Source organism: Lichenicoccus sp. (assembly GCF_965277665.1).
GTDB lineage: Bacteria > Pseudomonadota > Alphaproteobacteria > Acetobacterales > Acetobacteraceae > Lichenicoccus.
Window position 1 is genome coordinate 2,829,281 of record NZ_OZ255835.1, and the last position, 23,643, is coordinate 2,852,923.

Below are 23,643 nucleotides of genomic sequence, written 5' to 3' on the forward strand. Positions count from 1 at the left end.
CTCGACTGGCTCCAGACACGCCCGAACTGGGATGAGTTGCTGCGTGGCGCCGATGCCGGTGGCAGCGAAGGCTGGCTGGCGCTGGCGGCACTCGCCAACGAGAAGCTCGACCACCTGCAGACGGTGAAGCTCGACCGCAGGCTGCGCAAGCAGTTTCCGTCCGGGCCGCCTTCGGGTCTGGCCACCATGCCAGTACGGCTCTCGATCCTTTCGTCCAGCACCATCGACCATCTGCTGCCGAGCCTTCGGGTGGGCGCGCTCAGGCACGGCATCTGGCTGGAAACCCAGCTCGGCGACTACGGCCAGTACTCGCAGGAGCTGCACGACCCGGCGGCCGCCATCCACGGGTACCGCCCGACCTGCGTGCTGTTCACCTTCGACGCCCGCCACATGCTGCGCGGCATCGACGTCACCGCGTCGGCCGAGGACGCCGATGCCTGGCTCGACGCCACCATCGCCGACCTCGCCCGGCACTGGCAGCTCGCCCGGCAGCGGTTCGACTGCAAGGTCATCCAGCAGGCCATCCTGCCGGTGTTCCCGACCCTGTTCGGCAACAACGAGCAGCGGCTGCCCGGCTCCGCCGCCGCCCTGCTCGCGCGCCTCAACCACCGGCTGCGCGCCGCCGCCGATGCGAGCGGCATCGAGCTGCTGGCCGTCGACGAGCAGGCCACGCGCGACGGGCTCGATACCTGGTACGACCCGGCCTTCTGGCATCGCGGCAAGCAGGAGGTCCACCCGAATGCGACGCCGGCCTATGGCGACATGCTCGGCCGGCTGCTTGCCGCCTACCAGGGGCGGTCGCGCAAGTGCCTGGTGCTCGACCTGGACAACACGCTGTGGGGCGGGGTGATCGGCGATGACGGCGTCGGCGGCATCCTGATCGGCAACGGCAGCAGCCTCGGCGAGGCCTTCATCGACTTCCAGTCCTACGCGCGCGCGCTGTCCAGGCGGGGGATCATCCTCGCCGTCTGCTCGAAGAACGACGAGAAGAACGCGCTGGAGCCGTTCGACAAGCACCCCGAGATGGTGCTCAAGCGCGAGGACATCGCCTGCTTCGTCGCCAACTGGTCGGACAAGGCGTCCAACATCCGCGAGATCGCCTCCCGGCTGAATATCGGCCTGGATAGCCTGGTGTTCGTCGACGACAACCCGTTCGAGCGCGAGATCGTGCGCCGCGAGCTGCCGATGGTGGCGGTGCCGGAGATGCCGGAGGACCCCGCCCTCTATAGCCGGGTGGTCGCCGGCGCCGGCTATTTCGAAGGCGTGCACCTCACCGCCGAGGACCGCGAGCGCACCGCGCAGTACCAGGCAACCCTGCAACGTTCCAGTTTTGCCGCAACCGTCACCGACCTGCCGAGCTACCTGCGCAGCCTCGAGATGCGCATGGTCTGGACCCGGTTCGACGGCATCGGCCTCGCCCGCATCGTGCAGCTCGTCAACAAGACCAACCAGTTCAACCTGACCACACGGCGCACCACCACCGAGGAGGTCGAGCACATCATTGCCGACCCGCGTGCGCTGTCGCTGCAGATGCGGCTGATCGACCGCTTCGGCGATAACGGCATCATCTCGATCATCGCCGGCTCGTTCGCGGGTGGCCCCGGTATCGGCGCGGACCTTGGCGGACTTGAGGCCGGTGACGGCGACATCGTCCTGCATACCTGGCTGATGAGTTGCCGGGTGCTCGGTCGCGGCGTCGAGCAGGCTGCTCTCGACCTGGTGATCGCACAAGCAAAGCGGCTTGCGGCGCGGCGCCTGATCGGCGTGTACAGGCCGACGGCGAAGAACGACATGACCCGCCGGCTCTATAAGGAGCTGGGTTTCACCGCGTTCGAGCCCGAAGGAGAAATCGAGCGCTGGGTCCTACCGCTGGACGGCGCCGAACCCAAGCCGAGCAGCATCCAGATCATCGAGGGCGAGTGAATGACCGAGGCCGACATCAAGACCAAGCTCACCGCGATCTTCCGGGACGTGTTCGATGACGACAGCATCGTGCTGCGCGACGACATGACGGCGGACGACATCCCCGAGTGGGATTCGATGAGCCATGTCACCCTGGTGGTCGCCACCGAGCAGACCTTCGGGATCAAGTTCCGGACCGCCGAGATCGAGGAGATGCACGATGTAGGCGACTTCGCGCGGCTGATCGCGGCGAAGGTCGAGGGCAAGGCCGCCTGAACACCCGCTCGCGCTCCTGACCACCGAGTAGTCCGATGCTGTTCAATTCGATCGTCTTCCTGATCGCATTCCTGCCGCTTGCGCTGGTCGGTTTCCACCTCGCCTCGAAGCTGGGCCGGCGGCCGGCCGGCATCTGGCTGATCCTGATGTCGGTGCTGTTCTATGGCTGGGAACGGCCGGAGTTCATGCCGGTCCTGATCCTGTCGATGGCCGGCAACTTCACCGTGGTCAGCCTGATCGCCTATTTCGAGGGCCGGGCCCGGCTGCAGAATGCGATCCTCGCGACCGGCATCGTGCTCAACCTCGCCGCCCTGTTCAGGTTCAAGTACCTCTACGTCGTGCTGATGTCGCTCGCCGGCATCGGCGTGATCGACGGGCCGTTCACCAGGGCCGCGCTGCCGCTCGGGATCTCGTTCTTCACCTTCACGCAGATCGGCTACCTGATCGACTTCCGCCAGGGTGTCACCAAGGATCGCGGGGTGCTCAACTACTTGCTGTTCGTGAGCTTTTTTCCGCATCTGATCGCGGGCCCGATCCTGCACAACCGCGAGATCATGCCGCAATTCGCCGACCGCTCGACCTACGGGCTGCGGCGCGAGAACCTGATGATCGGATTCACGATCTTCGTGATCGGGCTGGCGAAGAAGTGCCTGCTGGCGGATCCGCTCTCCTCGACGGTCGTCGCCGGCTTCCACGATCCCGTCGCACTCGGCGTGTTTGCCTCATGGAATGTCGCCCTGTCGTACTCGCTGCAGCTCTATTTCGACTTCTCCGGCTATTCCGATATGGCGATCGGGCTCGCACGCCTGTTCAACGTGCGCTTTCCGCTGAACTTCAACTCGCCGTACAAGGCAGGCTCCGTCGTCGAGTACTGGCAGCGCTGGCACATGACGCTGACCCGCTATATCACGCTCTACCTGTACAACCCGGCGGCGCTCTGGATCACCCGGCGTCGCATGGCGCGTGGCCAGGGCGTCGGGCGGCGCGACATGGCGACGCCGTCGGGCTTCTTCGCGATGACAGTGGCGCCGACCTTCTTCACCATGGGCCTTGCGGGCATCTGGCACGGCGCCGGCTCGCAGTTCGTGATCTTCGGGCTGCTGCACGCCTTCTATCTGAGCGTCAACCACGCCTGGCGCACCTTCCGCGCCAAGCAGGCCAAGGCGGCGCACAAGACCCACAAGGCGGAGAGCCATCCGCGTCCGGCGATCTGGGCAGTCGCCCTCACCTACCTCTCGGTGCTGGTCGGCGCGGTGTTCTTCCGCGCGCCCTCGAGCGGATCGGCGGTCACGCTGCTGTCGGGCATGCTCGGGCTGCACGGCATCGAGAGCCTGCCGGCCTCGCTGTCCTCGATACCGGCGCAGCGTGCCCTGCTCGACATCGTCTGGCTGGCGGTGCTCTACGCCGTGGTGTGGGGCATGCCCAACACCCAGCAGATCATGCGCGCGGCCGACCCGGCGCTCGGCAAGGTGCTGCCCGGTGGCATAGCCCTGACCCACTGGCGGCCGACCTGGCAGTGGGCCGTGGTCAGCGGCGCGGTCGCGGTGCTTGCCGTGCTCGGAATGGGAGGAACCAGTGAATTCCTTTACTTCCAGTTCTAGTACGACCGACAAGCCGTCGACGGCAGCGCTCGCCAGCAAGGCCGCAGATCCCGCCGGCGTGGGTCGCTACCTGCTGGTCATGGGGCTCGTCCTGGCGATCGGACTCGGCTTCTCCTGGCTCTGGTCGGCGACGATGAAGCTCGCCTTCCTGGATCCGGAATATGCTGCCTGGAGTGCCAAGCAGGACCTGGTGGCGCGCTGCGATCTCGGCGACCTGCTGGTGCTGGGCGACAGCCGGGCCGGCGCCGGCATGATGCCGACCCGCCTGCCCGGCAACGGGATCAACATCTCGGTCGGTGGCGCCAAGCCGGTCGAGATGTACTTCTTCCTGCGCCGCGCGATGGCCTGCCCCAACATGCCGCACCATGTGCTGCTGTCGATCGATGCCGGCCATTTCCACAGCACCGACACGTTCTGGGAGCGCAGCGCGCGCTTCGGCACCTTCAGCGTGGCCGATCTGCACGAGATCGAGGCAGTGGCGCGCAAGACCGGCGACGAGAGCCTGTTCGACCAGCCGCGCGCCGACGGCCTTCCCAACCTGGTGCGCGACGTCCTGTACGCGACCAGCTTCCCGACCCTGAACTTCGCCAGCATGGTGCGCGGCGGGCTGTTCCTGCGCTACGCCCACAATGTCGAGGAGCGCAGCAAGACCCTGCGCGCACGCGGACATCATCTGTTCGGCGACGCCGACGGCGACAGCGCCGAGGCCGACGACGCCTCGCTCGATAGCTTCCAGGTCCTGCCGCTGGAGGGGTGGTATTTCGAGCGGATGCTGCAGGAGATGCAGGCACGCGGCATCCGCGTCGATTTCGTGACCGTGCCAGTGAACGAGGCCACCGCGAGGCACATCACCCCGCAATTGCGAAAAGGCTTCACCGAGTATCTCGCCGCCGCGGCGAGCAAGTATCCGAACTTCCACGTCCTGGTCGCGCCGATCCCGTCGATGCCGGATCGCTATTTCGGCGATGTGTTCGCGCACCTCAACCAGGGTGGCGCCGAGCGCTTCAGCGCGAGCCTGGCGGCAGCGCTGCGCCGGGAGCACCCCTGAGGCCGCGGCCGGACGGCGCTATTTCGGCAAGGCAAAGACCGCGATCGCGTCGCCGAGCGGGTAGGTCATCTGGAAGTTGCCACCAGCGGCGACCGCGATGTATTCGCGCCCCTGCACCTCGTAGGCGACCGGCGGGGCATTGACGCCGGCGCCGAGGAAGAAGTGCCAGAGCTTGCGGCCGGTCTTCGCATTGAAGGCGTCGCACCAGCCATTGCCCTCGCCCATGAAGGCGACGTTGCCAGCCGTCACCAGCGCGCCGCCCATTGTCGGCTGCGGCACCGTGGCATTCCAGTCGATCTTGCCGGTATCGACGTTGATCGCCGTGAGGGTGCCGTTCTGGATACCGCCGGCCACGTTCTTGAAGGTGCTGCCGAGCCGGATCATGCCCGGGAGATCGCCGGCGTTGCTCTCGGTGGTGAAGGTCATGAGCTGGTTCATGCCCATGACATAGACGTCGTGGGTGAGCGGCGAGAACGCCGGCGGCGACCACTCGGCGCCGCCATTGGCGCCGGGCAGACTCTGCACGCCCGGCTTGGTCGGCAACGCGAACATGTTCTTCTGCATGTCATACGGCTGCGAGCGCCGGATCAGCTTGCCGGTCCGGCGGTCGACGATGTAGAAGAACGCGGTCTTGCCCGCTTCGCCGGCGGCAGGCACCGGCTTGCCGTCCTGCATCGCATCGAACAGTACGACGTTGCTGACCGCGTCGTAGTCCCAGACGTCATGCTTCACCTCCTGGTAGTACCAGGCAAGGGTTCCGTCGTTGATATGCAGGGCTACGATCGAATCCGTGTACAGGTTGTCGCCTGCGCGCTTGGAGCCATCGAGATCGGGATTCGGATTGCCGGTCGAGAAGATCAGCAGGCCGAGCCTGGTGTCGATCGCGGGCGTGGTCCAGACTGTCCCACCGCCGGTCTTCCAGCTTTCGCCGGCCCAGGATTTCTGGCTGTCGGTGGTGTTCCAGCGCCAGGTCTGCGTGCCCTTGGCCGCGTCGTAGGACGCGACGAAGCCGCGGATCGGCCATTCGCCGCCCGCGCTGCCGATGATCACCTGGTTTTTGTAAACCTGCGGCGTCATCGTCTCGGAATAGCCGGCCTGCGCGTCGGCGACCTTGGTCTTCCAGACCTCCTTGCCGGTAACGGCGTCTACGTCGACCAGGCTGTTGTCGATGGTGAGGAGATAGACCTGTCCGCCGGAGATCGTGGCGCCACGTTTGACCGGCCCGCAGCAGATCTGAGTCAGCCCGTCGGTGTAGGTGTAGGTCCACAGCGTCTCGCCGGTGGCCGCGTTCATCGCGATCAGCGCCTGCTTGCTGTTCACCATCGGCGTGGTCACGTACATCACGCCGTTGACGACGATCGGCGTCGTCTCGAAGCTCGCGGTGTAGCCGGTCTGCGCAATCGCCACCGGAGCCAGCTTGCCGATATTGACGGCATTGATCGCCTTGAGCGGCGAGTAGCGCTGGTTGGCGTAGCCCTGCCCGGTCGCGATCCAGTTGGCGCCGGTCTTCGTTACCGCCTCCACCGAGGCATCGTTCGTGCTGACGTTGGCCGCCACACCCGGCGCGACGTCGCCCGCCACCTTGCGGCTCTTCACCGCGCCGCCGTTCTCGATCGGCTCGGCCGCGCGCGCGAGACGCCCCGACAGCGGCGGAGCCGACCCCAGCAACAGAGCCATGACGGATACGGATGCCAGAGTTCTCAAGCGCAGCCTTGGCTGTTCCAGTCCGGGCATGTTTCCCCGCTTGCGGCGTGTTCGCCGGTCTTGTTCAGTCGGTCGCTCCGGGGTAAGGCAGCAGACTCAGGCAGGACATCCCGTCCGCACTGACCGGCTGCGTGCCCGGCGGATATTTGTCGTAGGACAGGATATAGGCGAAGATATTGTCGTAATCGGCGGCCGAGAGCGTACCCGGCGCGTTCGCCGGCATCTGCGAGCTGGTGAAGGCAAGCAACTGTGTCGGCGTGATCTTGGTGAAATTCACGTAGGACGCAAACTTGCCGCCGCTTAGGGCGGGCCCGGAATTGCCGAGAAGGTCGGTATTATGGCACGACGCGCAGTTCGCATTGTAGCCAGCGAGCCCGGCCTTCGCCTGCGCCGGCGTATAGAAGCCGGCTCCGGCAGCGCAGGGCGCCGCTGCAGCATGTGTTGCATACATGCTCGGCCCGAACATGGCCAGAATAACCAGCCGTCTTGTCACCGCCGGCATCATCGCGATCGTGCTCCCGTTCATGACGGGAATCCGATTGCGGATACGCAACGAATCGGACGCTACACTCTCGGGCTTTACCGCACCAAGGACTGCGTTGGCGACGCGGAGTGCCGCCCTAGCGCCTGATCTGATCGATCAGGCTCTCCTTTACTTTGAAAAGAGCGGCTCAACCGATCAAGGGGAACCGCAAAGCGGTTTAACTTGAGCCGATGCTGCTCTGGGCTACCGGCCAAGCAGCATCGATTGTCCGGCGAACACGCGTCCGAATCGGTTTTCCAGAAATGCGTCGAGCGGAATGTCCTCCTGTCGGACGAATCCCGCCTGCGGCAGGCTACCCTCCGCCAGCAGATCGAGCACCGCACAGATGCTGCCGGCGGTGGTGAGCTGGATCGCGGTGCGATGCCGGCCGCCGACGCTGCCGGCCTGGATGGTCCGCGCCAGCGTCTCCTGCACGAGCTGCCCCGCTTGCATGCCGGTCACGGTGACGAACACCACGACGAGGTCCTGCGCCGTGGTCGGCAGGGCATGTTCGAGGATGTCGCGCAGCACGTGGCGACGCTCCGCCAGCCGCAGGTCCTGCAGCAGCAGCTTCATCACCGCCGCATGGCCGGGGTAGCGCATGGTGCGGTAGTTCAGCTCGCGCACCCGCCCCGCATAGGTCTCGCACAGCGAGCCGAGGCCGCCGGAGGTGTTGAACGCCTCGTAGGCGACGCCGTCGACCGTCAGCCGCTCGCACTCCTCGAGCGCCGGCACCAGGTGCCGCTCGCCCTGCACGATCGCCTCGCAGGGCTGGATATACTCGTTGATGACGCCGTCCGTGCTCCAGGTCAGGTTGTAGCCGAGGGCATTGTCCGGGTAGCGGGGCAGTGCGCCCACCCGCAGCCGGATCGCGTCGAGGCTGTCGAAGCCGCTTGCGATGTCGTTTGCTGCGATCGAGACGAAGCCCGGCGCCAGGCCGCATTGCGGGATCAGGGCGGTCTCGGCGCGCATCGCCAGCGCCCGCACGGTGCGCGTGCTGAGCACGTCCTCGGTCAGGTCGAGATAGTGCACGCCGGCCGCCACCGCCGCCGAGGCGATATGGGTGGTCAGCTGGAAGGGCGCCGCGGACAGCAGGGCGAACTTGCCAGCCAGCAGGTCGGCGAGCCCGTCACCGGCGCCGAGATCGACAGCGAGACGGGTGACGCGATCCCCGGCCGCGCCACGATCGCCGGCCGCGCCACGATCGCCGGCCGCGCCACGATCGCCGGCCGCGCCACGATCGAGTGTCGCCTGGTCGCGGTCGATCAGGGTCACCGCATAGTCGCCGCTCAGGCTGAGCAGGTCCGCGATGGTCGCGCCGATGCGGCCGGCGCCGATGACGGCGATCTCTTTCATGCGGCACCCTGTCATGCTGTCGAGAGGAGGCCGGATGCTGCACGGCAGGTCCATGACGTGACAAGCGCCGGACCGACGAGAGGCTGGCGCCGGCCTCGGCAGATTGCCTAAAAGCGTCGGCAGATTGCAGGCAGAGGCGACCCTATCCCGGATGGACGCGACGGACCGCACCCTGCTGGCCCTGCTCGCGGCGGATGCCCGCCTGCCGACGGCGGTCCTGGCCCGCCGTGTCGGCCTGTCCCGCACGACGGTCCAGAGCCGCATCGAGCGGCTCGAGGCGGCCGGCATCATTCTCGGCTACACGACGCGTATCGGCCGCGGCCGGATCGGATCGGGCCGGGAAGCCGAGCATGCCGCGACGCGCGCCCACGTGATGATCGCGGTCGCCCCGAAGCAGGCGGCGGCGGTCGAGGCGGCCCTGCGCCGGCTCGAGGCGGTCCGCGAACTGCATGCAGTCAGTGGCGGCTTCGACCTGATTGCGATGGTCGAGACGGTCTCGATCGCGGAGATCGACCGCCTGATCGACCGGATCGGCAGTCTCGAAGGCGTCGAGCGCACCAACTCGATGATGATCCTGTCAACCCGGCTGGTGCGCTAGAGACTGATGATGCAACGGCGGACCCGAGAGCAGCGACACCAGGAAGAAGGCACGCCGGTGCTGCCGGATTACCGTGAAGCTCGGCGACCAGGTGAAGGCGTCGTGGATGCGGCGCGACACCCGGGACTCGGCGTCCGCCGAGAAAAAGAAATGGTTGGCGAGCACGCAGACGCCGCCGGGCCTGAGCAACGCCGCCATCCTGGTGCTGAGCGCCTTCAGCATCTCGTCGGTCAGCGGGTCGAGATAGTAGAGCGTGTCCGCGATGACGACGAGGTCGAAACATCCATCGAGTGCTGTCGGCAGATCGAGGATGTCGCCCTGATCGAAACCGACATTCCCGAGATCCGAGGTCAAGCGCCGCGCATGCACCAGCGCGGCGGCGGCCACATCGAGCCCGAGCACGTGGTTCGCCCGCTGGGCCAGCCGGCGCGACAGCAGACCGATGCCGCAGCCCAGGTCGAGCACATTGCCGAAATGACGGTCGGGCAGCAGCGCGATGATCTGGTCATACTTGCGGCTCTGGTACCGGTAGCGCGGGGCAGCCGAAGACCATGGGTCGGCGGAGCTCGTGTAGGCTGCCTCGAACGCGGCTCGGGCGCCCATCGAGGCCCGCGCCAGCTTGATGGCGTTGTCCGTGCGCGCGCCGCGCAGGAACAACGTGAAGTCGCGCGGCAGGATGAAAGCAGGATGATCGGCGATGCGGCGGCGAAGGCTTATCGCCCTGGCACTCCGCGAGGGCACAGCAGAGGGCATGATCCGCATTTCCTTAGTCAGGCAGCGCCGGTGCCGCAGTCCGTCGCCCAGTGCAAGGTAATCGTGGTGGTATCGTAGCGACGGGCATTGCAGCTCGCGGGTTGCATGTCCAGGACGACGTCGCATGAAGGAACCGCGTGCATCCATTATCAAATAGTTCGTCCCGCGGGCCACTCGTCACCGAGCCGCGGCTGCAGCGGTCGCGGGCCGATCTTCGCCTGCAGGTCGGATGCCGCGAAGGTGCCTCACGGCTGACCGGCCTCAGGCAGCAGGGTTGCCTCAAGCTGCTGTTCCCGCGCCGGCCGCCGGCGGCCCCGCTGGAGGCTGTGCTCGTCAATATCTCGGGCGGCATCGCGGCCGGCGACCGGCTGTCCTGCTCGATCACCTGCGGCACCGGCACCCAGGTGCTGGTCACGAGCCAGGCGGCGGAGCGCTGCTACCGGGCGCGGCACGCGGATGACGCGGCCCGGGTGGACACCGACCTGCAGCTCGAACAAGGTGCCAGGCTCGAATGGCTGCCGCAGGAGACCATCCTGTTCGACGGCGCCGCCCTGTCGCGTCGCCTGCGCGTTTGCATGCATCCGACCGCGACGCTGCTGCTCGCCGAGAGCCGCGTGCTCGGCCGGCGCGGTTCCGGCGAGACCACGCGACGGCTCACGCTGGACGACAGGATCGAGATCGAGCGCGACGGCCGGCCGATCCTGGTCGATGCGCTGCGCCTGCACGGCGATGCCGACGAGCGCCTGCGCCATGCTGCTACCGGAAGCGGGGCGACGGCGATGGCGACGGTGGTGCTGGTGGCACCCGATGCCGCCGCGCGGCTGGAGGCTGCGCGCGCCCTGCTCGAGGCGGCGCCTGACATCGAGGCCGGCGCCTCGGCCTGGGACGGCATGCTTGTCATCCGCAGCCTGGCGCGGGAGGCTGCCCCGCAGATGGCCTGCTTGCTGCATGTCCTGACGCTCCTGCGGGATGGACGCGCACCGCCGCAGGTCTGGCGCACCTGAAGCGGGCCACCTGAAGCAGGACTATACGGGAGACCGGGATGAACCTGACGCCGCGTGAAAAGGACAAGCTGCTGATCGCGATGGCGGCACAGGTGGCGCGGCGCCGGCTCGAACGCGGCGTCAAGCTGAACCACCCGGAAGCCGTCGCCCTGATCAGCGATTTCGTGGTCGAGGGCGCCCGCGACGGTCACAGCGTCGCCGACCTGATGGAGGCCGGGGGCACCGTCCTCACCCGGGAGCAGGTCATGCAGGGTGTTGCCGAAATGATCCCCGACGTGCAGGTCGAGGCGACCTTCCCGGACGGCACCAAGCTGGTGACGGTGCATGACCCGATCCGCTAGGGCGCCTTCGGAAGCACTTGCGCCGGGTGCGGTGCCGGGCGAGGTCCTGACGCTGGCGGGCGAAATCACGCTCAATGACGGCGCCGACACGCTCGCACTGGTGGTGGTCAATACCGGCGACCGCCCGATCCAGGTCGGCAGCCATTATCATTTCGCCGAAACCAACGCGGCGCTTGCCTTCGACCGGACCGCAGCCCGCGGACGCCGCCTCGACGTGCCGTCCGGCGGCGCGGTGCGTTTCGAGCCCGGCCAGAGCCGCAGCGTCACCCTGATCCCGTTCGGCGGCGCACGCGAGGTGGTCGGCTTCCAGGGCCGGGTGATGGGAGCGCTCTACTGATGGCCCGGCTGCCAAGAGGCGCCTATGCCGACATGTATGGCCCCACCACCGGCGACCGCGTGCGGCTCGCCGATACCGGTCTGCTGATCAAGGTCGAGCGCGACCTCACCACCTACGGCGAGGAGGTCAAGTTCGGCGGCGGCAAGACCATACGCGACGGCATGGGACAGTCGCAGCGCAGCAACGCCGAGGGCGCGGTCGATACCGTCATCACCAACGCGCTGATCCTCGATCACTGGGGCGTTGTGAAGGCCGATATCGGGCTCGCCCGCGGCCGCATCGCCGGCATCGGCAAGGCCGGCAATCCGGACACCCAGAGCGGCGTCGACATCATCATCGGACCCGGCACCGAGATCATCGCCGGCGAGGGCAAGATCGTCACCGCCGGCGGCATCGACAGCCACATCCACTTCATCTGCCCGCAGCAGGTCGAGGAGGCGCTGGCGTCGGGCATCACCACCATGGTCGGCGGCGGCACCGGTCCCGCCGCCGGTACCGCGGCCACCACCTGCACGCCGGGGCCGTGGCATTTGGCCCGCATGCTGCAGGCGGCGGAGGCGCTGCCGGTCAATCTCGCGTTTGCCGGCAAGGGCAACGCGTCGCGTCCGGCAGCACTCGAGGAGATGGTGCGCGCCGGCGCCTCCTGCCTGAAGCTGCACGAGGACTGGGGCACCACCCCGGCTGCGATCGATTGCTGCCTGTCGGTGGCCGACCGCATGGACGTGCAGGTGATGATCCACACCGACACGCTCAACGAGAGCGGCTTCGTCGAGGACACCATCGCGGCGTTCGCCGGCCGCACCATCCACGCCTTCCATACCGAGGGCGCCGGCGGCGGCCACGCGCCCGACATCATCCGCGTCGCCGGGCTGCCGAACGTGCTGCCGAGCTCGACCAACCCGACGCGGCCGTTCACCGTGAACACGCTCGACGAGCATCTCGACATGCTGATGGTCTGCCATCACCTGGACGGCTCGATCCCAGAGGATATCGCCTTTGCGGAGAGCCGCATCCGCCGCGAGACCATCGCCGCCGAGGACATCTTCCACGACATGGGCGTGCTCTCGATGATCTCGTCGGACAGCCAGGCGATGGGCCGGGTCGGCGAGGTGATCATCCGCACCTGGCAGACCGCGCACAAGATGAAGGCGCAGCGCGGCACGCTCGCGGGCGACGGCTCTGGCGAAGCGGGGGCCGACAACATGCGTGCCAAGCGCTATGTCGCGAAATACACCATCAACCCGGCGATCGCGCACGGGCTGGCGCACGAGGTCGGCTCCGTCGAGGTCGGCAAGCTGGCGGATCTTGTCGTCTGGAACCCGATGTTCTTCGGGGTGAAGCCCGACCTGGTGCTCAAGGGCGGCGCGATCGCCTGGGCGATGATGGGCGATCCGAACGCCTCGATCCCGACGCCGCAGCCGGTGCACGGACGGCAGATGTTCGGGGCACTGGGCGGCGCGCTGGCCGCCACCTGCATCACCTTCGTCTCGCAGGCGGCACTGGCGGACGGCATCGGCCAGTCGTTGGGCTTGCGGAGGCACCTCTCTGCGGTGCGCAACAACCGCGGCGGCATCGGCAAGGCCAGCATGATCCACAACGACGCGATGCCAACGATCGAGGTCGATCCGGAGACCTACGAGGTCCGCGCGGACGGCGTGCTGCTGACCTGCGAGCCGGCAGAGATCCTCCCGATGGCGCAACGCTACTTCCTCTTCTGAGTAAGCGCTGGAGGAGGTTCGAGGTCTTGACAAGCTTTTGTAAAAACCTTCTCGGCTTTACATCGCGGCAGTGGGCGAATGTCCGTGTCGGGTCTTGCGGCATGCGGTAAGCACGCGGACCGGCCGGAGAGATTGGATATGCGCGATGACGGCCGGGCTATCCTGACACCTCCGGCGCGGGGCATCGCCCACATCCTGCCGCGCGATCATCCGCAGCGGCTGGTGCTGAATGACGAGGTGCACGCCCGGCCCTCGGAGATCCTCGAGGCGCCGCTGAAGCTGAGCTACCTTGCCGTGTTCGCGGAAGGCGAGCAGCGCGCCGACGTCTGGCGTCGGGTGCAGGAGCTGGCCGGACGATATGGCGTCGATCCGGCGCCCGATACCGCCAATCATTACAGCGCCAATTTCGGGCCATTCCGCATCAAGTGCGAGCGGCACACCGAATTCCTGCGCCTGGTGTTCATCGTCGAGGATGGCCGACAGCCCGAGAGTTTCGAGGAGCCTGCCCTGCAGGCGGTGCCCCCCGAGTGGCTGGCAGCGCTGCCCGGGCAGTTGATCACGGCGGCCAACGTGCTGCTGCAGCACTCGGACGGGGACTGGCCGGAGCCGGAACGCATCGCGACGCAGTTCTTCGACGGCAACGCGCTGGTCGGCGCCTCGATCGCCGATGGCGCCGCCTTTGCTTTCACCGATTTCCGCATCCGGGCGGACGGGTTCAGCCGGCTCCTGGTGATGGACCACGGCATGACCCCGCGCCAGGCCGGACGCACCGTGCAGCGGCTGCTCGAGATCGACACCTACCGGATCCTCGCCTTGCTGGCGCTGCCGATGGCCCACGTCCTGGCCCCGTTCCTCGCCGCGCGCGAGCGCGAACTCGCCGAGGTGACGCGGCTGCTGGTGGAGGCGAAGGCCCCCGACGAGGCGCTGCTGTTCGACCGGCTGACCCGGCTGGAAGCGGAAATGGAAAGCGAGCAGTCGCGCAACCACTACCGGTTCAGCGCCAGCGTCGCCTACGAGGCGCTGGTCGACAGCCGCATCACCGAGCTGCGCGAGGAGCGCCTGGCCGGGCTGCAGACCTTCCGCGAATTCCTCGAGCGCCGGTTCCTGCCGGCGATGGAGACCTGCCGGTCCTCGGCCGCGAGCCAGGAATCCCTGTCGCAGCGGCTGACGCGGGTGACCCAGCTGCTGTCCACCCGTGTCGACATCACCCGCGAGGCGCAGACCCAGGACGTGCTCGCCTCGATGGATCGCCGCGCCAAGCTGCAGTTGCGGCTGCAGGAAACCGTCGAGGGCCTGTCGATCGCGGCGATCACCTACTACATCGTGGGACTGGTCGGATATCTCGCCAAGGGCGGCAGCAGAGCCGGACTGCCGATCGAGGTCGACCTGGTGATGGCCGCCAGCATTCCCTTCGTGCTGGTGCTCACAGCACTCGCGCTGCGGCACCACCGTCGCAAGGCCGCCCGCGAAAGCTGAGAGCCAGTTTGCAAACGCCTGCTGCCGGCGATCCGACGCGGGCCTCCAGCCCGCTCTCATCCAGCATCAGGCGTTTTCAAACAGGCCCTGAGAGCAGCGCTGGCCCGGATGTTTGCGCTGTCCGGTGCGCTGCCTTACCGTACTGTTCATGAACCCGGCCGATCCATCGGAGAGCATCGCCGTCCCACGCGCGCGATCCGTCGTCGATGCGGGAAGCTGGGACACGGCACTCGAGACCGGCCACATCGTCGCCGACCACGACCAGCGCCATCGCCGCCGCATCCTGCTGCGCACCGTGTCCGGACACGACATCCTGCTCGACCTCGCCCACACCCGTCATCTGCGGCACGGCGACGGCCTGCTGCTCGACGAGGGCGGCATCATCCGCATCGAGGCGGCGCCGGAGCATCTCCTGCAGATCACGGCGCCGGATGCGCCGGGCCTGATGCGCATCGCCTGGCACCTCGGCAACCGCCACCTGCCGACCGCGCTGCAGGCCGATCGCCTGCTCATCCGCGACGACCATGTGATCGCTGACATGGTCCGCAGGCTGGGCGGCGCGGTGGCGGCGATCGAGGCGCCGTTCGATCCGGAGACCGGGGCGTATGCGACCGACGCCCCGGCGCACCACCATCACGGTGCTTGATGGCGCCGCGAGCGGAGCTGCTGCCGCGGCTGCTCACCTGGCTGTCACCGAGCTTTCCGACCGGCGCGTTTGCCTACAGCCACGGCCTCGAATGGGCGGTGGAGACCGGAGCCGTCCGCACCGCGGCGGACGTGGTGGACTGGCTCGGCGCCCTGCTGCTGCATGGCAGCTTGTGGACCGATGCGGTGCTGCTCCGGCAGGCCTGGCGCGCCGATACCGCCCCGGCGCTGCAGGCGCTCGCCGCCTTCGGGTCCGCCTGCAGTGCGTCGCGCGAGCGCCAGGAGGAGACGCAGGCGTTGGGTGCGGCCTTCATCCGGGCGATCGGTCCGTGGAACGTCCTGCCTGATGCGATCGTCGCTGCCGGGCCGGAGGCGTGCTGGCCGCTGCCGGTGGTGATGGGCGCCGTACTGCATGCAGCCGGCCTCGACGAGGCCGCCGCCTGCCTCGCGGCCGGCCATGCCTCGGTCGCCAACCTGGTGTCGGCCGCGGTGCGGCTGGTGCCGCTCGGCCAGACCGACGGCCTGCGTTGCCTCGCTGCCCTGGAACCGGTCCTGCTCGAGATGACCCGGCGCAGCGCCGGGGCCGATTTGGACGATGTCGGCGGCTGCTGCCTGCTGTCGGATATCGCGGCCATGCGGCACGAAACCCAGAGGACAAGGCTGTTCAGGACATGAACGACGCAAAGCCGAACGGACCGTTGCGGGTCGGCATCGGCGGCCCGGTCGGCAGCGGCAAGACCGCGCTGATGGACGCGCTGTGCCGGCGCTTGCGCGACCGCTACGAGATCGCCGCAATCACCAACGACATCTATACGCGCGAGGATGCCGAATTCCTGACCCGGGCCGGCTCGCTGGAACCGGGGCGCATCCTCGGCATCGAGACCGGCGGCTGCCCGCATACCGCCATACGCGAAGATGCCAGTCTCAATCTCGGCGGCGTCGCGACCCTCTGCCGGCGCTTCCCGGACCTCGACCTGGTGCTGATCGAAAGCGGCGGCGACAACCTTGCCGCCACCTTCAGTCCGGAACTCGCCGATCTCACCATCTATGTCATCGACGTCTCGGCCGGCGACAAGATCCCGCGCAAGGGCGGCCCCGGCATCACGCGCAGCGACCTGCTGGTCATCAACAAAATCGACCTCGCCCCGCATGTCGGCGCCAGCCTCGCGGTCATGGACCGCGACGCGCGCCTGATGCGCGGCACGCGACCGTTCGTCTTTTCCAACATTCGCACCGACCGTGGCGTCGACAAGATCGCCGGCTTCATCGAGCGCACGGGCGGCCTGCCGCCCCAGACCGAAGCCCCCCGAACAAAATCCTGAAAGCCTGTTTCAAAACGCCTGATGCTGGATGAGAGCGGCTCATAGAGCCGCGCCCGGCGCGACTTTGAGAGCACAGCAGCGCAGCGGCCGCCCATGCTTGAAAAGTGGGGCCGTGAGCAGCGGCGCGCAGGAATGGCGTGTCGGATCGCCAGCAGCAGGCGTTTTCAAACAGGCTCTGTCCGGATCAGATCCCGCCGCCATAGAGCACCGGACCGGTCGGCAGGCCGGTCTTCGACCCGCCGCGTGGTTCCAGGCTGACCAGGATCTTGCCCGGTCCGTGCCCGCTGAGCGTGCCGACCGCCAGATGCGCGCCGGACGCCGGCAGCAGTCCGAGCGGCGTCGGTGCCTTCTCGCCGTCCTTCAGCAGCCAGAGCTCGAGATCGCGGTCGGGAGCGACACTCACGGTCGTCAGCGGCCGCACCGACAGGCTGCCATCGGCCGCCACACTGGCCAGGAACACCGGGGCCTGCTGGTTCAGCGGCACCAGCGCGGTCACCTGCGGCGGCACGGGCACCGGGGGCTCCGGCCGGAACACTGCAATCCCGGCGATCGCGGCAGCCAGCGCGAAACCCACCGCCGTGGTCGCGCGCCAGAAGCTCAGCACCTGGGGCGGCGCGTCTGCAGCCGACGTGAACAGCGTCACCGGAGGTGCTGCGGTGCCCCAGGCACTGGCCTGGATGCGCGGCCACAGCGCCGCCGGTGCCGGCACCGCGGCCACGAGTGCTGCCAGCGGCGCCAGCCTGGCTTCCCACCAGGCGATCGCGGCGCGCAGCCCCGGATCCTGCAACGCCTCGCGCTCCACGGTCGCCCGCTCGGCGCCGCACAGGGTCCCAAGCACATACTCGGCGGCCAGCAGGTTGGCGTCCTCGGCCGGATCGGAGACGGCGCCGCTCATGTTTCAAGACACCTTCGCAGTCCGATCAGGGCACGTCGGACCCAGGACTTCACGGTTCCCAGCGGCGATTTCAGCGACGTTGCGAGTTCCGAGTGGCTCAGACCATCGACGAACGCGAGCAGCACCACCCGGCGCTGTTGTTCGTCGAGTTCCTCCAGGCAGCGACGCAGCGCCTCGGCCTCCTCGCTGGCCGCGAGTCGGTCGAGCGGGTCGGGATCATGGTCGGCTTCCTCGGCCGGCTCCAATCCATAATCCTCCCGGCCGCGCCGGCGCAGCAGGTCGATGGCGCGATAGCGCAACAATCCCGCGAGCCACGCTTCGGCATGGCCGCGCGCCGGATCGAAGCGGGAAGACCGTTGCCAGACCTGCAGGAACGCATCATGCACCGCATCCGCGGCCAATGCCGGCTGCCGGGTCAGGCGCAGTGCGATCCCGTACAGCCGCGCCGATTGCAGGTCGTAGAGGGAACGAAAGGCACCACGGTCACCCGCAGCACAACGCGCCAGCAACTCAGCGATCGGGTCGCCTTCATTCTCAGTCGTAGCATAGGCCATGCAGAAGGACGCCCGCCTCTTTGCGATATAACGCAGCCTAGACGTTTTATAAACGTTTGGCGATATGGCGAGCGCGACACTCATGCCGGGAATACGGGCCAGTACTGCAATCGGATGTGGTGCTTTACCCGGTTGCGGCGACCGACTGCATGAAATCCACCATGTCCCGAAGCGTCGGCGCCAGGAAGCGCAGAGGCGCCGCGAACGCGCCGATGATCTCGTAGTGATCGACGCCCGCATAGAGCCGCTGCTGCACCGGCACACCATGCGCGCGCAGCGCCGCCGCCAGCCGGATCGTATTGCCGGGGCGCACCGTGCGGTCGGCGGTTCCGGCCAGCAGCAGCACGGCCGGCGCCGGTCCGTTGACGTGCATGATCGGCTGGCTCGAAGCCAGTGGCGCGGCCGGCGCGAAGATGTCGCGCAACCTGGCCGTGTCCAGCGGCAGGAAGTCATAGGGTCCGGCGATGCCGACCAGCCCGCCGAGGTCCTGCCGCGGCTGCAGCCCGAACCGCCGCAGCCAGCGCGGATCGAGCGTCAGCATGGCCGCGTTGTAGGCGCCGGCGGAATGGCCGGCGACGACGGGCGGCCGGCCATCGCCGCCGAACTCGTGCGCGTGCCGGCGTGTCCAGAGCAGCGCCTGCGCGCAGTCCAGCAGGAAGTCCGGGTAGCGCACCTCGGGGTAGAGCCGGTAATCCGGGATCACCACGACGAAGCCGAGCGCCGCCAGCGCCGCGCCGACGAAGCGGTAGTTCCGCTTGTCGCCGCTGTCCCACGAGCCGCCATAGAGGAACAGCACGACCCGATACGGTCCGCGCCCTGCCGTCGGCGCATAGACATCGAGCGATCGGCGAAGACCGATTCCGTACGGGATCGAGCGCGCCACCGGACCTGACGGCGCCAGCGCATTCAGCACATTGGCCGGCGAGCAGGCGGCCATCGGCAGGCAGGCGGGGGCCAGCAGCAGCGGCGCGCCGAACACCGAGCGCCGCCTCACCAGGAGACGCCTCGATGGATCTGCCCCAGGAGGGATGCGATCCCGCCGAGTGCGGGCCGCTCCAGCAGCAGCCGTCGCGCGAAGGCAAGCGCTGCCAATTCGCACCGGGCGCGCACCGCGTCCGAGGCGATCGATTCGAGATCCAGGACGTGCGCGAAGCCGAGGATGCGGCGGATCATTTCCATGCCGGCAAATCCGAGCATGTCGTCGAAGATGCCGGCGATCCAGTCATCCTGCACCGCCGCCCGCTGCGCGGGATCGTCCAGCAGCGCCGCGGGGGAGAACATCTCCTGCGCCTGGGCCCGCTCGGACGGCATTTGCGTCCCACAGCCTGCGGAACTCCGTTTCGAACACCTGCCAGACCGTGCCGATCTGCAACGCGATCCAGTTTTGGATGCGCGTGACACAGGCCGGATCGGCGGCGGCATGGCCCGGCTGCGAAAACAGGCTCAACAGCAGGTTGCCGACGAACAGCCCCAGGTCGAAGCCGATCGGTCCCATCAGTGCGAATTCGCCATCGATGACGCGAGTCTCGTCCGCGGTGACCATGACGGAGCCGGCATGCAGGTCGCCATGCAGCAGCGCCTGCGGCCGGCCCAGGAACCGCTCGCCCATGCGCGCCGCGGCATGCTTCAGTGCGGCATCGTCGCGTATCGCCGCCGCCGCCGCATCGAGCCCTGGTGCCGTCCAGCGGTTGCGCGGCGACAGCCGGTAGGGATCGGTCAGCACCAGGTCCACGGTGATCCGGGTCAGGGTCTGGTTCCTGGCGAACAGGGCGATGTCGTCCATCACCGCCTCGAACCGGCGCGCCAGCGCCGAGGTCGCGAAACAGGCGCGCGCGACAAAGCGGCCGACATCGGCGGCCATGCGCGGATAGCGGATGCGCGCGATGAGGCCGCGACGCAGGATCAGGTGCGGCGACAGGCGCTCCATGGTGAGACAGAACAAGGCGGGGTCGTAGTCGAGCAGGGCTGGCATCGCCGCCCCCACATGCGGCGCCACCGCCCGCATGTAGGCCGCCTCGAAGAAGGCGCGATCGAGCGGCAGCTTCCAGTTCGTGTCCACCCGGACATGCGGCAGCGACTGCTTGACGCAAAGGCCGCCGGACGGACCCTCGGCCAGGAACACGCTGTTGAGGTTGCCATCGCTGACCTCGCGCACGGTCCAGCCGCCGGGATCGCCGCCGAGCCTGGCCGCCAGGGCCGGACGGTCGGCGAGATGCCGGCGCACCCCCTCCTGGTCCAGTTCGAGATAACGCCCTGCCCCGGCCAACCGCCCTGCTCCTCGTGCCTGACCGGCCAGATGCTTGACCAGGAAGGCCGGCATTCAGCAGTGTCCCGCGTCGCTGCGGAGCCTCTAGCATGCCTCGACCGAGAACCATCGCAACCGCCGCCCGATCGGCGCTCATCTCCCTGCTGCTGCCGGCAGCTGCACTCGCGGCAGTCCCGCCCCCGGCTCCGGTCGCACGCGTGGCGCCGGTCACCGACAGCTATTTCGGCCACCCGGTCACCGACCCCTATCGCTGGATGGAGAGCGAGCCGAAGCCGGAGTTCGAGCAATACCTGCACGCCCAGGACGACCATGCGCGTGCGGTGCTCGCCACGATCCCCGGCCGCGAGCAGCTCGCACGGGCGATCAGCGCGCTGGACGGGTTGCTGCCCCGCATCGGCATGCTGACGGTCGCCAACGGGCGCCGGTTCTATGTCAAGCGCGCCGCGGGGGCGCAGATCGGCCGGCTGGTGATGCGCGACGAGCGCGGCATCGAGACGGTGCTGGTCGATCCCGCCAAGCTCGACACCCAGGGCCGCCACGCCGAGATCGACCAGTTCGCGCCGTCGCAGGATGGCGGCCTGGTGGCCTACGGCATCTCGACCGGCGGCTCTGAGGCCAGCGTGCTGCATGTCGTCGACACCATCACCGGCATCGACCGGCCGGACGTGATCGACCGCGCGCAGTTCGCCAGCGTGTCCTGGGCCCCCGATGGCCGGCACTTCTTCTACGCGCGCCTGCCGAAGCCGGTGCCGGGCGCCGCGGCCACCGCCGCCTACGCGCACCTGCGTGTGTTCGAGCACCAGCTCGGCGAGAATCCCGACCACGACCGTTTGATCCTCGACACCGACCATCTGCCGTTCCCGTTCAAGGCGCGGCAGGCCTTCGCCGCGGTCGCCGCTACCCCCGGCTCGGCCTATCTGCTGGCGACCGTCAGCGACGGCGTCTCGCCGGAAGTCGCCCTCTACGCCGCACCGCTCGCCAGCGTCGGCGCACCGGAGATCGCCTGGAAGCAGGTCGCGGCCCAGTCCGACGCCGTGGTCGGGATCGCGGTGCGCGGCGGCCGCGTCGACCTGCTGACCCACAAGGATGCGCCGCATCTGCGCATCGTGGAGACCGACCTGCACGCGCCCTCCTTCGCCCAGGCGCGTACCGTGGTCGCATCAGGCAGCGGCGTACTCACCGATCTGGCGCTGGCCGCCGACGGCCTCTATTTGACGCGCCGCGACGGCGCGGTGATGACCCTGCTGCGCCTGCGCGACCGGGCGCGCATCGCCGAGACGATCACGCTGCCGTTCGCCGGCACCATCGCGCCGCCCGAGGAGGATGCCGGTGGCCTGATCACCGATCCGGAGCGGCCGGGTGCCGACATCAGCTTGGTGTCCTGGGTGCATCCGCTGGTCTGGCTGCATTACGACGCGCGCAGCCACGCCGTCACCGATACCGGCATCGCGCCGCCGTTCCCGCGTGACCTGAAACCGTACCAGGCGATCGAGACCAGGGTGACCGCCCGCGACGGCACGCTGATCCCGCTCTCGATCATCAGCCGGCGCGACCTGCAGCATGACGGGCAGCGGCCGGTGCTGCTCGACGGCTACGGCGCCTACGGGATCTCCTACGATCCCGCCTTCACGCCGACCATCCTGCCCTGGCTCGACCGTGGCGGCGTGTTCGCGGTGGCGCATGTCCGCGGCGGCGGCGAAGGCGGCCAGGCCTGGCACGATGGCGGCCGCATCACCACCAAGATGAACACCATCACCGACTTCATCGCCTGCGCGGAGGCGATGATCTCCCGGCACTACACCGACAGCGCGCATCTCGCCGGCACCGGCACCAGCGCGGGCGGCATCCTGATCGGCGGCGCCATCACGCAGCGGCCGGAGCTGTTCCGAGCCGCCCTGATACGCGTCGGCGCCACCAACAGCACGCGCGGCGAATTCACCGCCGGCGGGCCGGCCAACATCCCGGAGTTCGGTTCGGTCACCAATGCCGCGCAGTTCCCGTCGCTGCTGCGCATGGATGCGTTCCAGCATGTCAGGGACCATGCGGCCTATCCGGCGGTGCTGCTCACCGGCGGCGCCGACGATCCGCGCGTCACGGTCTGGGAGCCGGCCAAGATGGCCGCCCGCCTGCAGGCGGCGACCAGCAGCGGGCGCCCGGTGCTGCTGCGCATCGAGTTCGACGCCGGCCACGGCATCGGCTCGACCCGCGACCAGCGCGACCAGGAAACCGCCGACGAGCAGGCCTTCCTGCTGTGGCAGATGGGAGAGCCGGGCTTCCAGCCGCAGCCGTAGGGCGAACGGTCAGGGCGCGGCCGACGCGGCCCGTGCGGCACCGGGGGGACCGCCCGTCACGCGCTTGAAGGCGCGACTGAAGGCGGCCTGGGACGCATAGCCCAGTCGATGCGCCACGGCATCGATCGGGACCTTGTCGTGACCGATCCACTGGCTCGCGAGCCGCATGCGCACCTCGGTGAGGTACCGCCACGGCGTGACGCCGGTGACCGCCTGGAAGCGGTCGGCGAAGACGGACCGCGAGCAGCCCATCACGGCCGCCAGCTCGGCAACGGTCCAGCCATGCCCCGGATCGCGATGCAGCGCCGCGATCGCGCCCGCCAGCCGGGGGTCGCGCAGCGCCTCCACCAGGCCGGAGGCTCCGCCGCAGCCGCATTCGACCCAGCCGCGCACGATGGTGGCGCAGACCACATCCGCCAGCCGCGCCAGGATGCCCGCGAAGCCGACGCGCCGGTGGCGAGCCTCGCTGTCCATGGCCTGCAGGATCGGAAGGATCTCGGGATGTCGCTGGCTCAGCCTGTCGACCAGCATGACCTGCGGCATCAGGCGCACGAGGCCCTGCATGCCGCCCAGATCGAACTCCATGCAACTGCTGAACATGACGGCGTCGCTTGCGCCGCCCGGGACGCATGCGGTGATGTCGCAGACGCTGTCGCACAGCGGGGCGGTCTCGAAGCTCGAGATGTCGCGGGAGGGAAGCTCCGGTGCGGAGAGCAACTCGTGCGCGCCGCCATGCGGCAGGAACACCGCGCTGCCGGCACCCAGGCTGTGCAGGTCGCCCGCCTCCATGCGCAGGAACACCGTGCCGTCGACAATGAAGTGGAACTGCGCCCAGCCCGCCGCCGTGCCGAAGCCGAGACCGAAGGGGGGTGCCACCTGGATGCGTCGATACCGCACGCCGCGCAGGCGCATGCCGAGAAGCAACTCGCCCATCAGGTCGGAGGGCAGGGAACCGATGCTCTGGATCGCCATCTTCGGAGTTCCGATCAAGCATTGCGGATGAACTATCATAGATCGTCCGGACGACACGGCC

The 23,643-nt window shown here is 68.4% G+C and carries 24 protein-coding genes; 14 read left to right on the top strand and 10 right to left on the bottom strand.

Annotated features, from left to right (window positions below):
- Positions 1–36: 36 nt before the first annotated feature.
- The 4 genes from ACQY4O_RS13140 to ACQY4O_RS13155 are packed head-to-tail and all read left to right on the top strand — an operon-like array spanning position 37 to position 4,827.
- Positions 37–1,923, top strand: a complete 1,887-nt coding sequence (locus ACQY4O_RS13140) for an HAD-IIIC family phosphatase (RefSeq protein WP_428376809.1) — start codon at positions 37–39, stop codon at positions 1,921–1,923.
- Positions 1,924–2,178: an acyl carrier protein gene (locus ACQY4O_RS13145; RefSeq protein ID WP_428376810.1), complete on the top strand. Its 255-nt coding sequence runs from the start codon at positions 1,924–1,926 to the stop codon at positions 2,176–2,178.
- Positions 2,179–2,213: 35 nt separating this feature from the next.
- A complete protein-coding gene (locus ACQY4O_RS13150; RefSeq protein ID WP_428376811.1) occupies positions 2,214–3,779 on the top strand; it encodes an MBOAT family O-acyltransferase in 1,566 nt (521 codons plus the stop codon).
- The gene (locus ACQY4O_RS13155) at positions 3,754–4,827 is read left to right on the top strand and encodes a hypothetical protein (protein WP_428376812.1); all 1,074 of its coding nucleotides are present in this window, start codon (positions 3,754–3,756) and stop codon (positions 4,825–4,827) included. Before ACQY4O_RS13150 ends, ACQY4O_RS13155 begins: the two co-directional genes overlap by 26 nt.
- Before the next feature lie 18 nt (positions 4,828–4,845).
- Here ACQY4O_RS13155 and ACQY4O_RS13160 read toward each other — a convergent pair whose 3' ends face one another.
- The 3 genes from ACQY4O_RS13160 to ACQY4O_RS13170 form a co-directional block, all read right to left on the bottom strand.
- Complete coding sequence (locus ACQY4O_RS13160) at positions 4,846–6,504, bottom strand: pyrroloquinoline quinone-dependent dehydrogenase (RefSeq protein ID WP_428376813.1); 1,659 nt, start codon at positions 6,502–6,504, stop codon at positions 4,846–4,848.
- 91 nt (positions 6,505–6,595) lie between these two features.
- Positions 6,596–7,057, bottom strand: coding sequence for a c-type cytochrome (locus tag ACQY4O_RS13165; protein WP_428376814.1), 462 nt, complete (start codon positions 7,055–7,057; stop codon positions 6,596–6,598).
- 201 nt (positions 7,058–7,258) lie between these two features.
- On the bottom strand, positions 7,259–8,410 hold the full coding sequence (locus tag ACQY4O_RS13170) for a saccharopine dehydrogenase C-terminal domain-containing protein (protein ID WP_428376815.1): 1,152 nt from the start codon (positions 8,408–8,410) through the stop codon (positions 7,259–7,261).
- A gap of 151 nt (positions 8,411–8,561) precedes the next feature.
- On the opposite strand from ACQY4O_RS13170, the gene ACQY4O_RS13175 reads away from it, so the two are divergent.
- Positions 8,562–9,008, top strand: a complete 447-nt coding sequence (locus ACQY4O_RS13175) for an Lrp/AsnC family transcriptional regulator (RefSeq protein ID WP_428376816.1) — start codon at positions 8,562–8,564, stop codon at positions 9,006–9,008.
- Here ACQY4O_RS13175 and ACQY4O_RS13180 read toward each other — a convergent pair.
- A complete protein-coding gene (locus ACQY4O_RS13180) occupies positions 8,988–9,761 on the bottom strand; it encodes a class I SAM-dependent DNA methyltransferase (RefSeq protein ID WP_428376817.1) in 774 nt (257 codons plus the stop codon). The two genes, ACQY4O_RS13175 and ACQY4O_RS13180, sit on opposite strands and share 21 nt — an antisense overlap.
- 137 nt (positions 9,762–9,898) lie before the next feature.
- Between ACQY4O_RS13180 and ACQY4O_RS13185 the strand changes: the two genes are divergently transcribed.
- The 8 genes from ACQY4O_RS13185 (at position 9,899) to ureG (ending at position 16,604) form a co-directional block, all read left to right on the top strand.
- Positions 9,899–10,765 (top strand): urease accessory protein UreD, encoded by an 867-nt coding sequence (locus ACQY4O_RS13185; protein ID WP_428376818.1) that lies wholly within the window; start codon positions 9,899–9,901, stop codon positions 10,763–10,765.
- A gap of 38 nt (positions 10,766–10,803) precedes the next feature.
- The gene (locus ACQY4O_RS13190; RefSeq protein WP_428376819.1) at positions 10,804–11,106 is read left to right on the top strand and encodes an urease subunit gamma; all 303 of its coding nucleotides are present in this window, start codon (positions 10,804–10,806) and stop codon (positions 11,104–11,106) included.
- Positions 11,090–11,443, top strand: a complete 354-nt coding sequence (locus ACQY4O_RS13195; RefSeq protein ID WP_428376820.1) for an urease subunit beta — start codon at positions 11,090–11,092, stop codon at positions 11,441–11,443. The genes ACQY4O_RS13190 and ACQY4O_RS13195 overlap by 17 nt, the downstream gene beginning before the upstream one ends.
- Complete coding sequence (ureC, locus tag ACQY4O_RS13200; RefSeq protein WP_428376821.1) at positions 11,443–13,161, top strand: urease subunit alpha; 1,719 nt, start codon at positions 11,443–11,445, stop codon at positions 13,159–13,161. The genes ACQY4O_RS13195 and ureC overlap by 1 nt, the downstream gene beginning before the upstream one ends.
- A 138-nt stretch (positions 13,162–13,299) precedes the next feature.
- Positions 13,300–14,637: a DUF3422 family protein gene (locus ACQY4O_RS13205; protein ID WP_428376822.1), complete on the top strand. Its 1,338-nt coding sequence runs from the start codon at positions 13,300–13,302 to the stop codon at positions 14,635–14,637.
- A gap of 124 nt (positions 14,638–14,761) precedes the next feature.
- Positions 14,762–15,283: an urease accessory protein UreE gene (locus ACQY4O_RS13210; protein ID WP_428376823.1), complete on the top strand. Its 522-nt coding sequence runs from the start codon at positions 14,762–14,764 to the stop codon at positions 15,281–15,283.
- Positions 15,283–15,957 carry an urease accessory protein UreF gene (locus ACQY4O_RS13215; protein ID WP_428376824.1) on the top strand — a complete coding sequence of 225 codons (675 nt, stop codon included), beginning with the start codon at positions 15,283–15,285 and terminating at the stop codon, positions 15,955–15,957. Before ACQY4O_RS13210 ends, ACQY4O_RS13215 begins: the two co-directional genes overlap by 1 nt.
- Positions 15,954–16,604, top strand: a complete 651-nt coding sequence (ureG, locus tag ACQY4O_RS13220; protein ID WP_428376825.1) for an urease accessory protein UreG — start codon at positions 15,954–15,956, stop codon at positions 16,602–16,604. The genes ACQY4O_RS13215 and ureG overlap by 4 nt, the downstream gene beginning before the upstream one ends.
- Positions 16,605–16,788: 184 nt before the next feature.
- Here ureG and ACQY4O_RS13225 read toward each other — a convergent pair whose 3' ends face one another.
- From ACQY4O_RS13225 to mtnK, 5 genes are read right to left on the bottom strand one after another with little or no spacing between them, the layout of a single operon-like run.
- Complete coding sequence (locus ACQY4O_RS13225; RefSeq protein WP_428376826.1) at positions 16,789–17,499, bottom strand: anti-sigma factor; 711 nt, start codon at positions 17,497–17,499, stop codon at positions 16,789–16,791.
- A complete protein-coding gene (locus tag ACQY4O_RS13230) occupies positions 17,496–18,137 on the bottom strand; it encodes a sigma-70 family RNA polymerase sigma factor (protein WP_428376827.1) in 642 nt (213 codons plus the stop codon). The genes ACQY4O_RS13225 and ACQY4O_RS13230 overlap by 4 nt, the downstream gene beginning before the upstream one ends.
- A 40-nt stretch (positions 18,138–18,177) precedes the next feature.
- Positions 18,178–19,047, bottom strand: a complete 870-nt coding sequence (locus ACQY4O_RS13235) for an alpha/beta hydrolase (protein ID WP_428376828.1) — start codon at positions 19,045–19,047, stop codon at positions 18,178–18,180.
- The gene (locus tag ACQY4O_RS13240) at positions 19,044–19,334 is read right to left on the bottom strand and encodes a hypothetical protein (protein WP_428376829.1); all 291 of its coding nucleotides are present in this window, start codon (positions 19,332–19,334) and stop codon (positions 19,044–19,046) included. The genes ACQY4O_RS13235 and ACQY4O_RS13240 overlap by 4 nt, the downstream gene beginning before the upstream one ends.
- Positions 19,276–20,319, bottom strand: coding sequence for an S-methyl-5-thioribose kinase (gene mtnK / locus ACQY4O_RS13245; protein ID WP_428376830.1), 1,044 nt, complete (start codon positions 20,317–20,319; stop codon positions 19,276–19,278). Before mtnK ends, ACQY4O_RS13240 begins: the two co-directional genes overlap by 59 nt.
- Positions 20,320–20,408: 89 nt before the next feature.
- On the opposite strand from mtnK, the gene ACQY4O_RS13250 reads away from it, so the two are divergent.
- Positions 20,409–22,610, top strand: a complete 2,202-nt coding sequence (locus ACQY4O_RS13250; protein ID WP_428376831.1) for a prolyl oligopeptidase family serine peptidase — start codon at positions 20,409–20,411, stop codon at positions 22,608–22,610.
- A gap of 9 nt (positions 22,611–22,619) precedes the next feature.
- Here ACQY4O_RS13250 and ACQY4O_RS13255 read toward each other — a convergent pair whose 3' ends face one another.
- Positions 22,620–23,582 carry an AraC family transcriptional regulator gene (locus tag ACQY4O_RS13255; protein WP_428376832.1) on the bottom strand — a complete coding sequence of 321 codons (963 nt, stop codon included), beginning with the start codon at positions 23,580–23,582 and terminating at the stop codon, positions 22,620–22,622.
- Positions 23,583–23,643 lie beyond the last annotated feature (61 nt).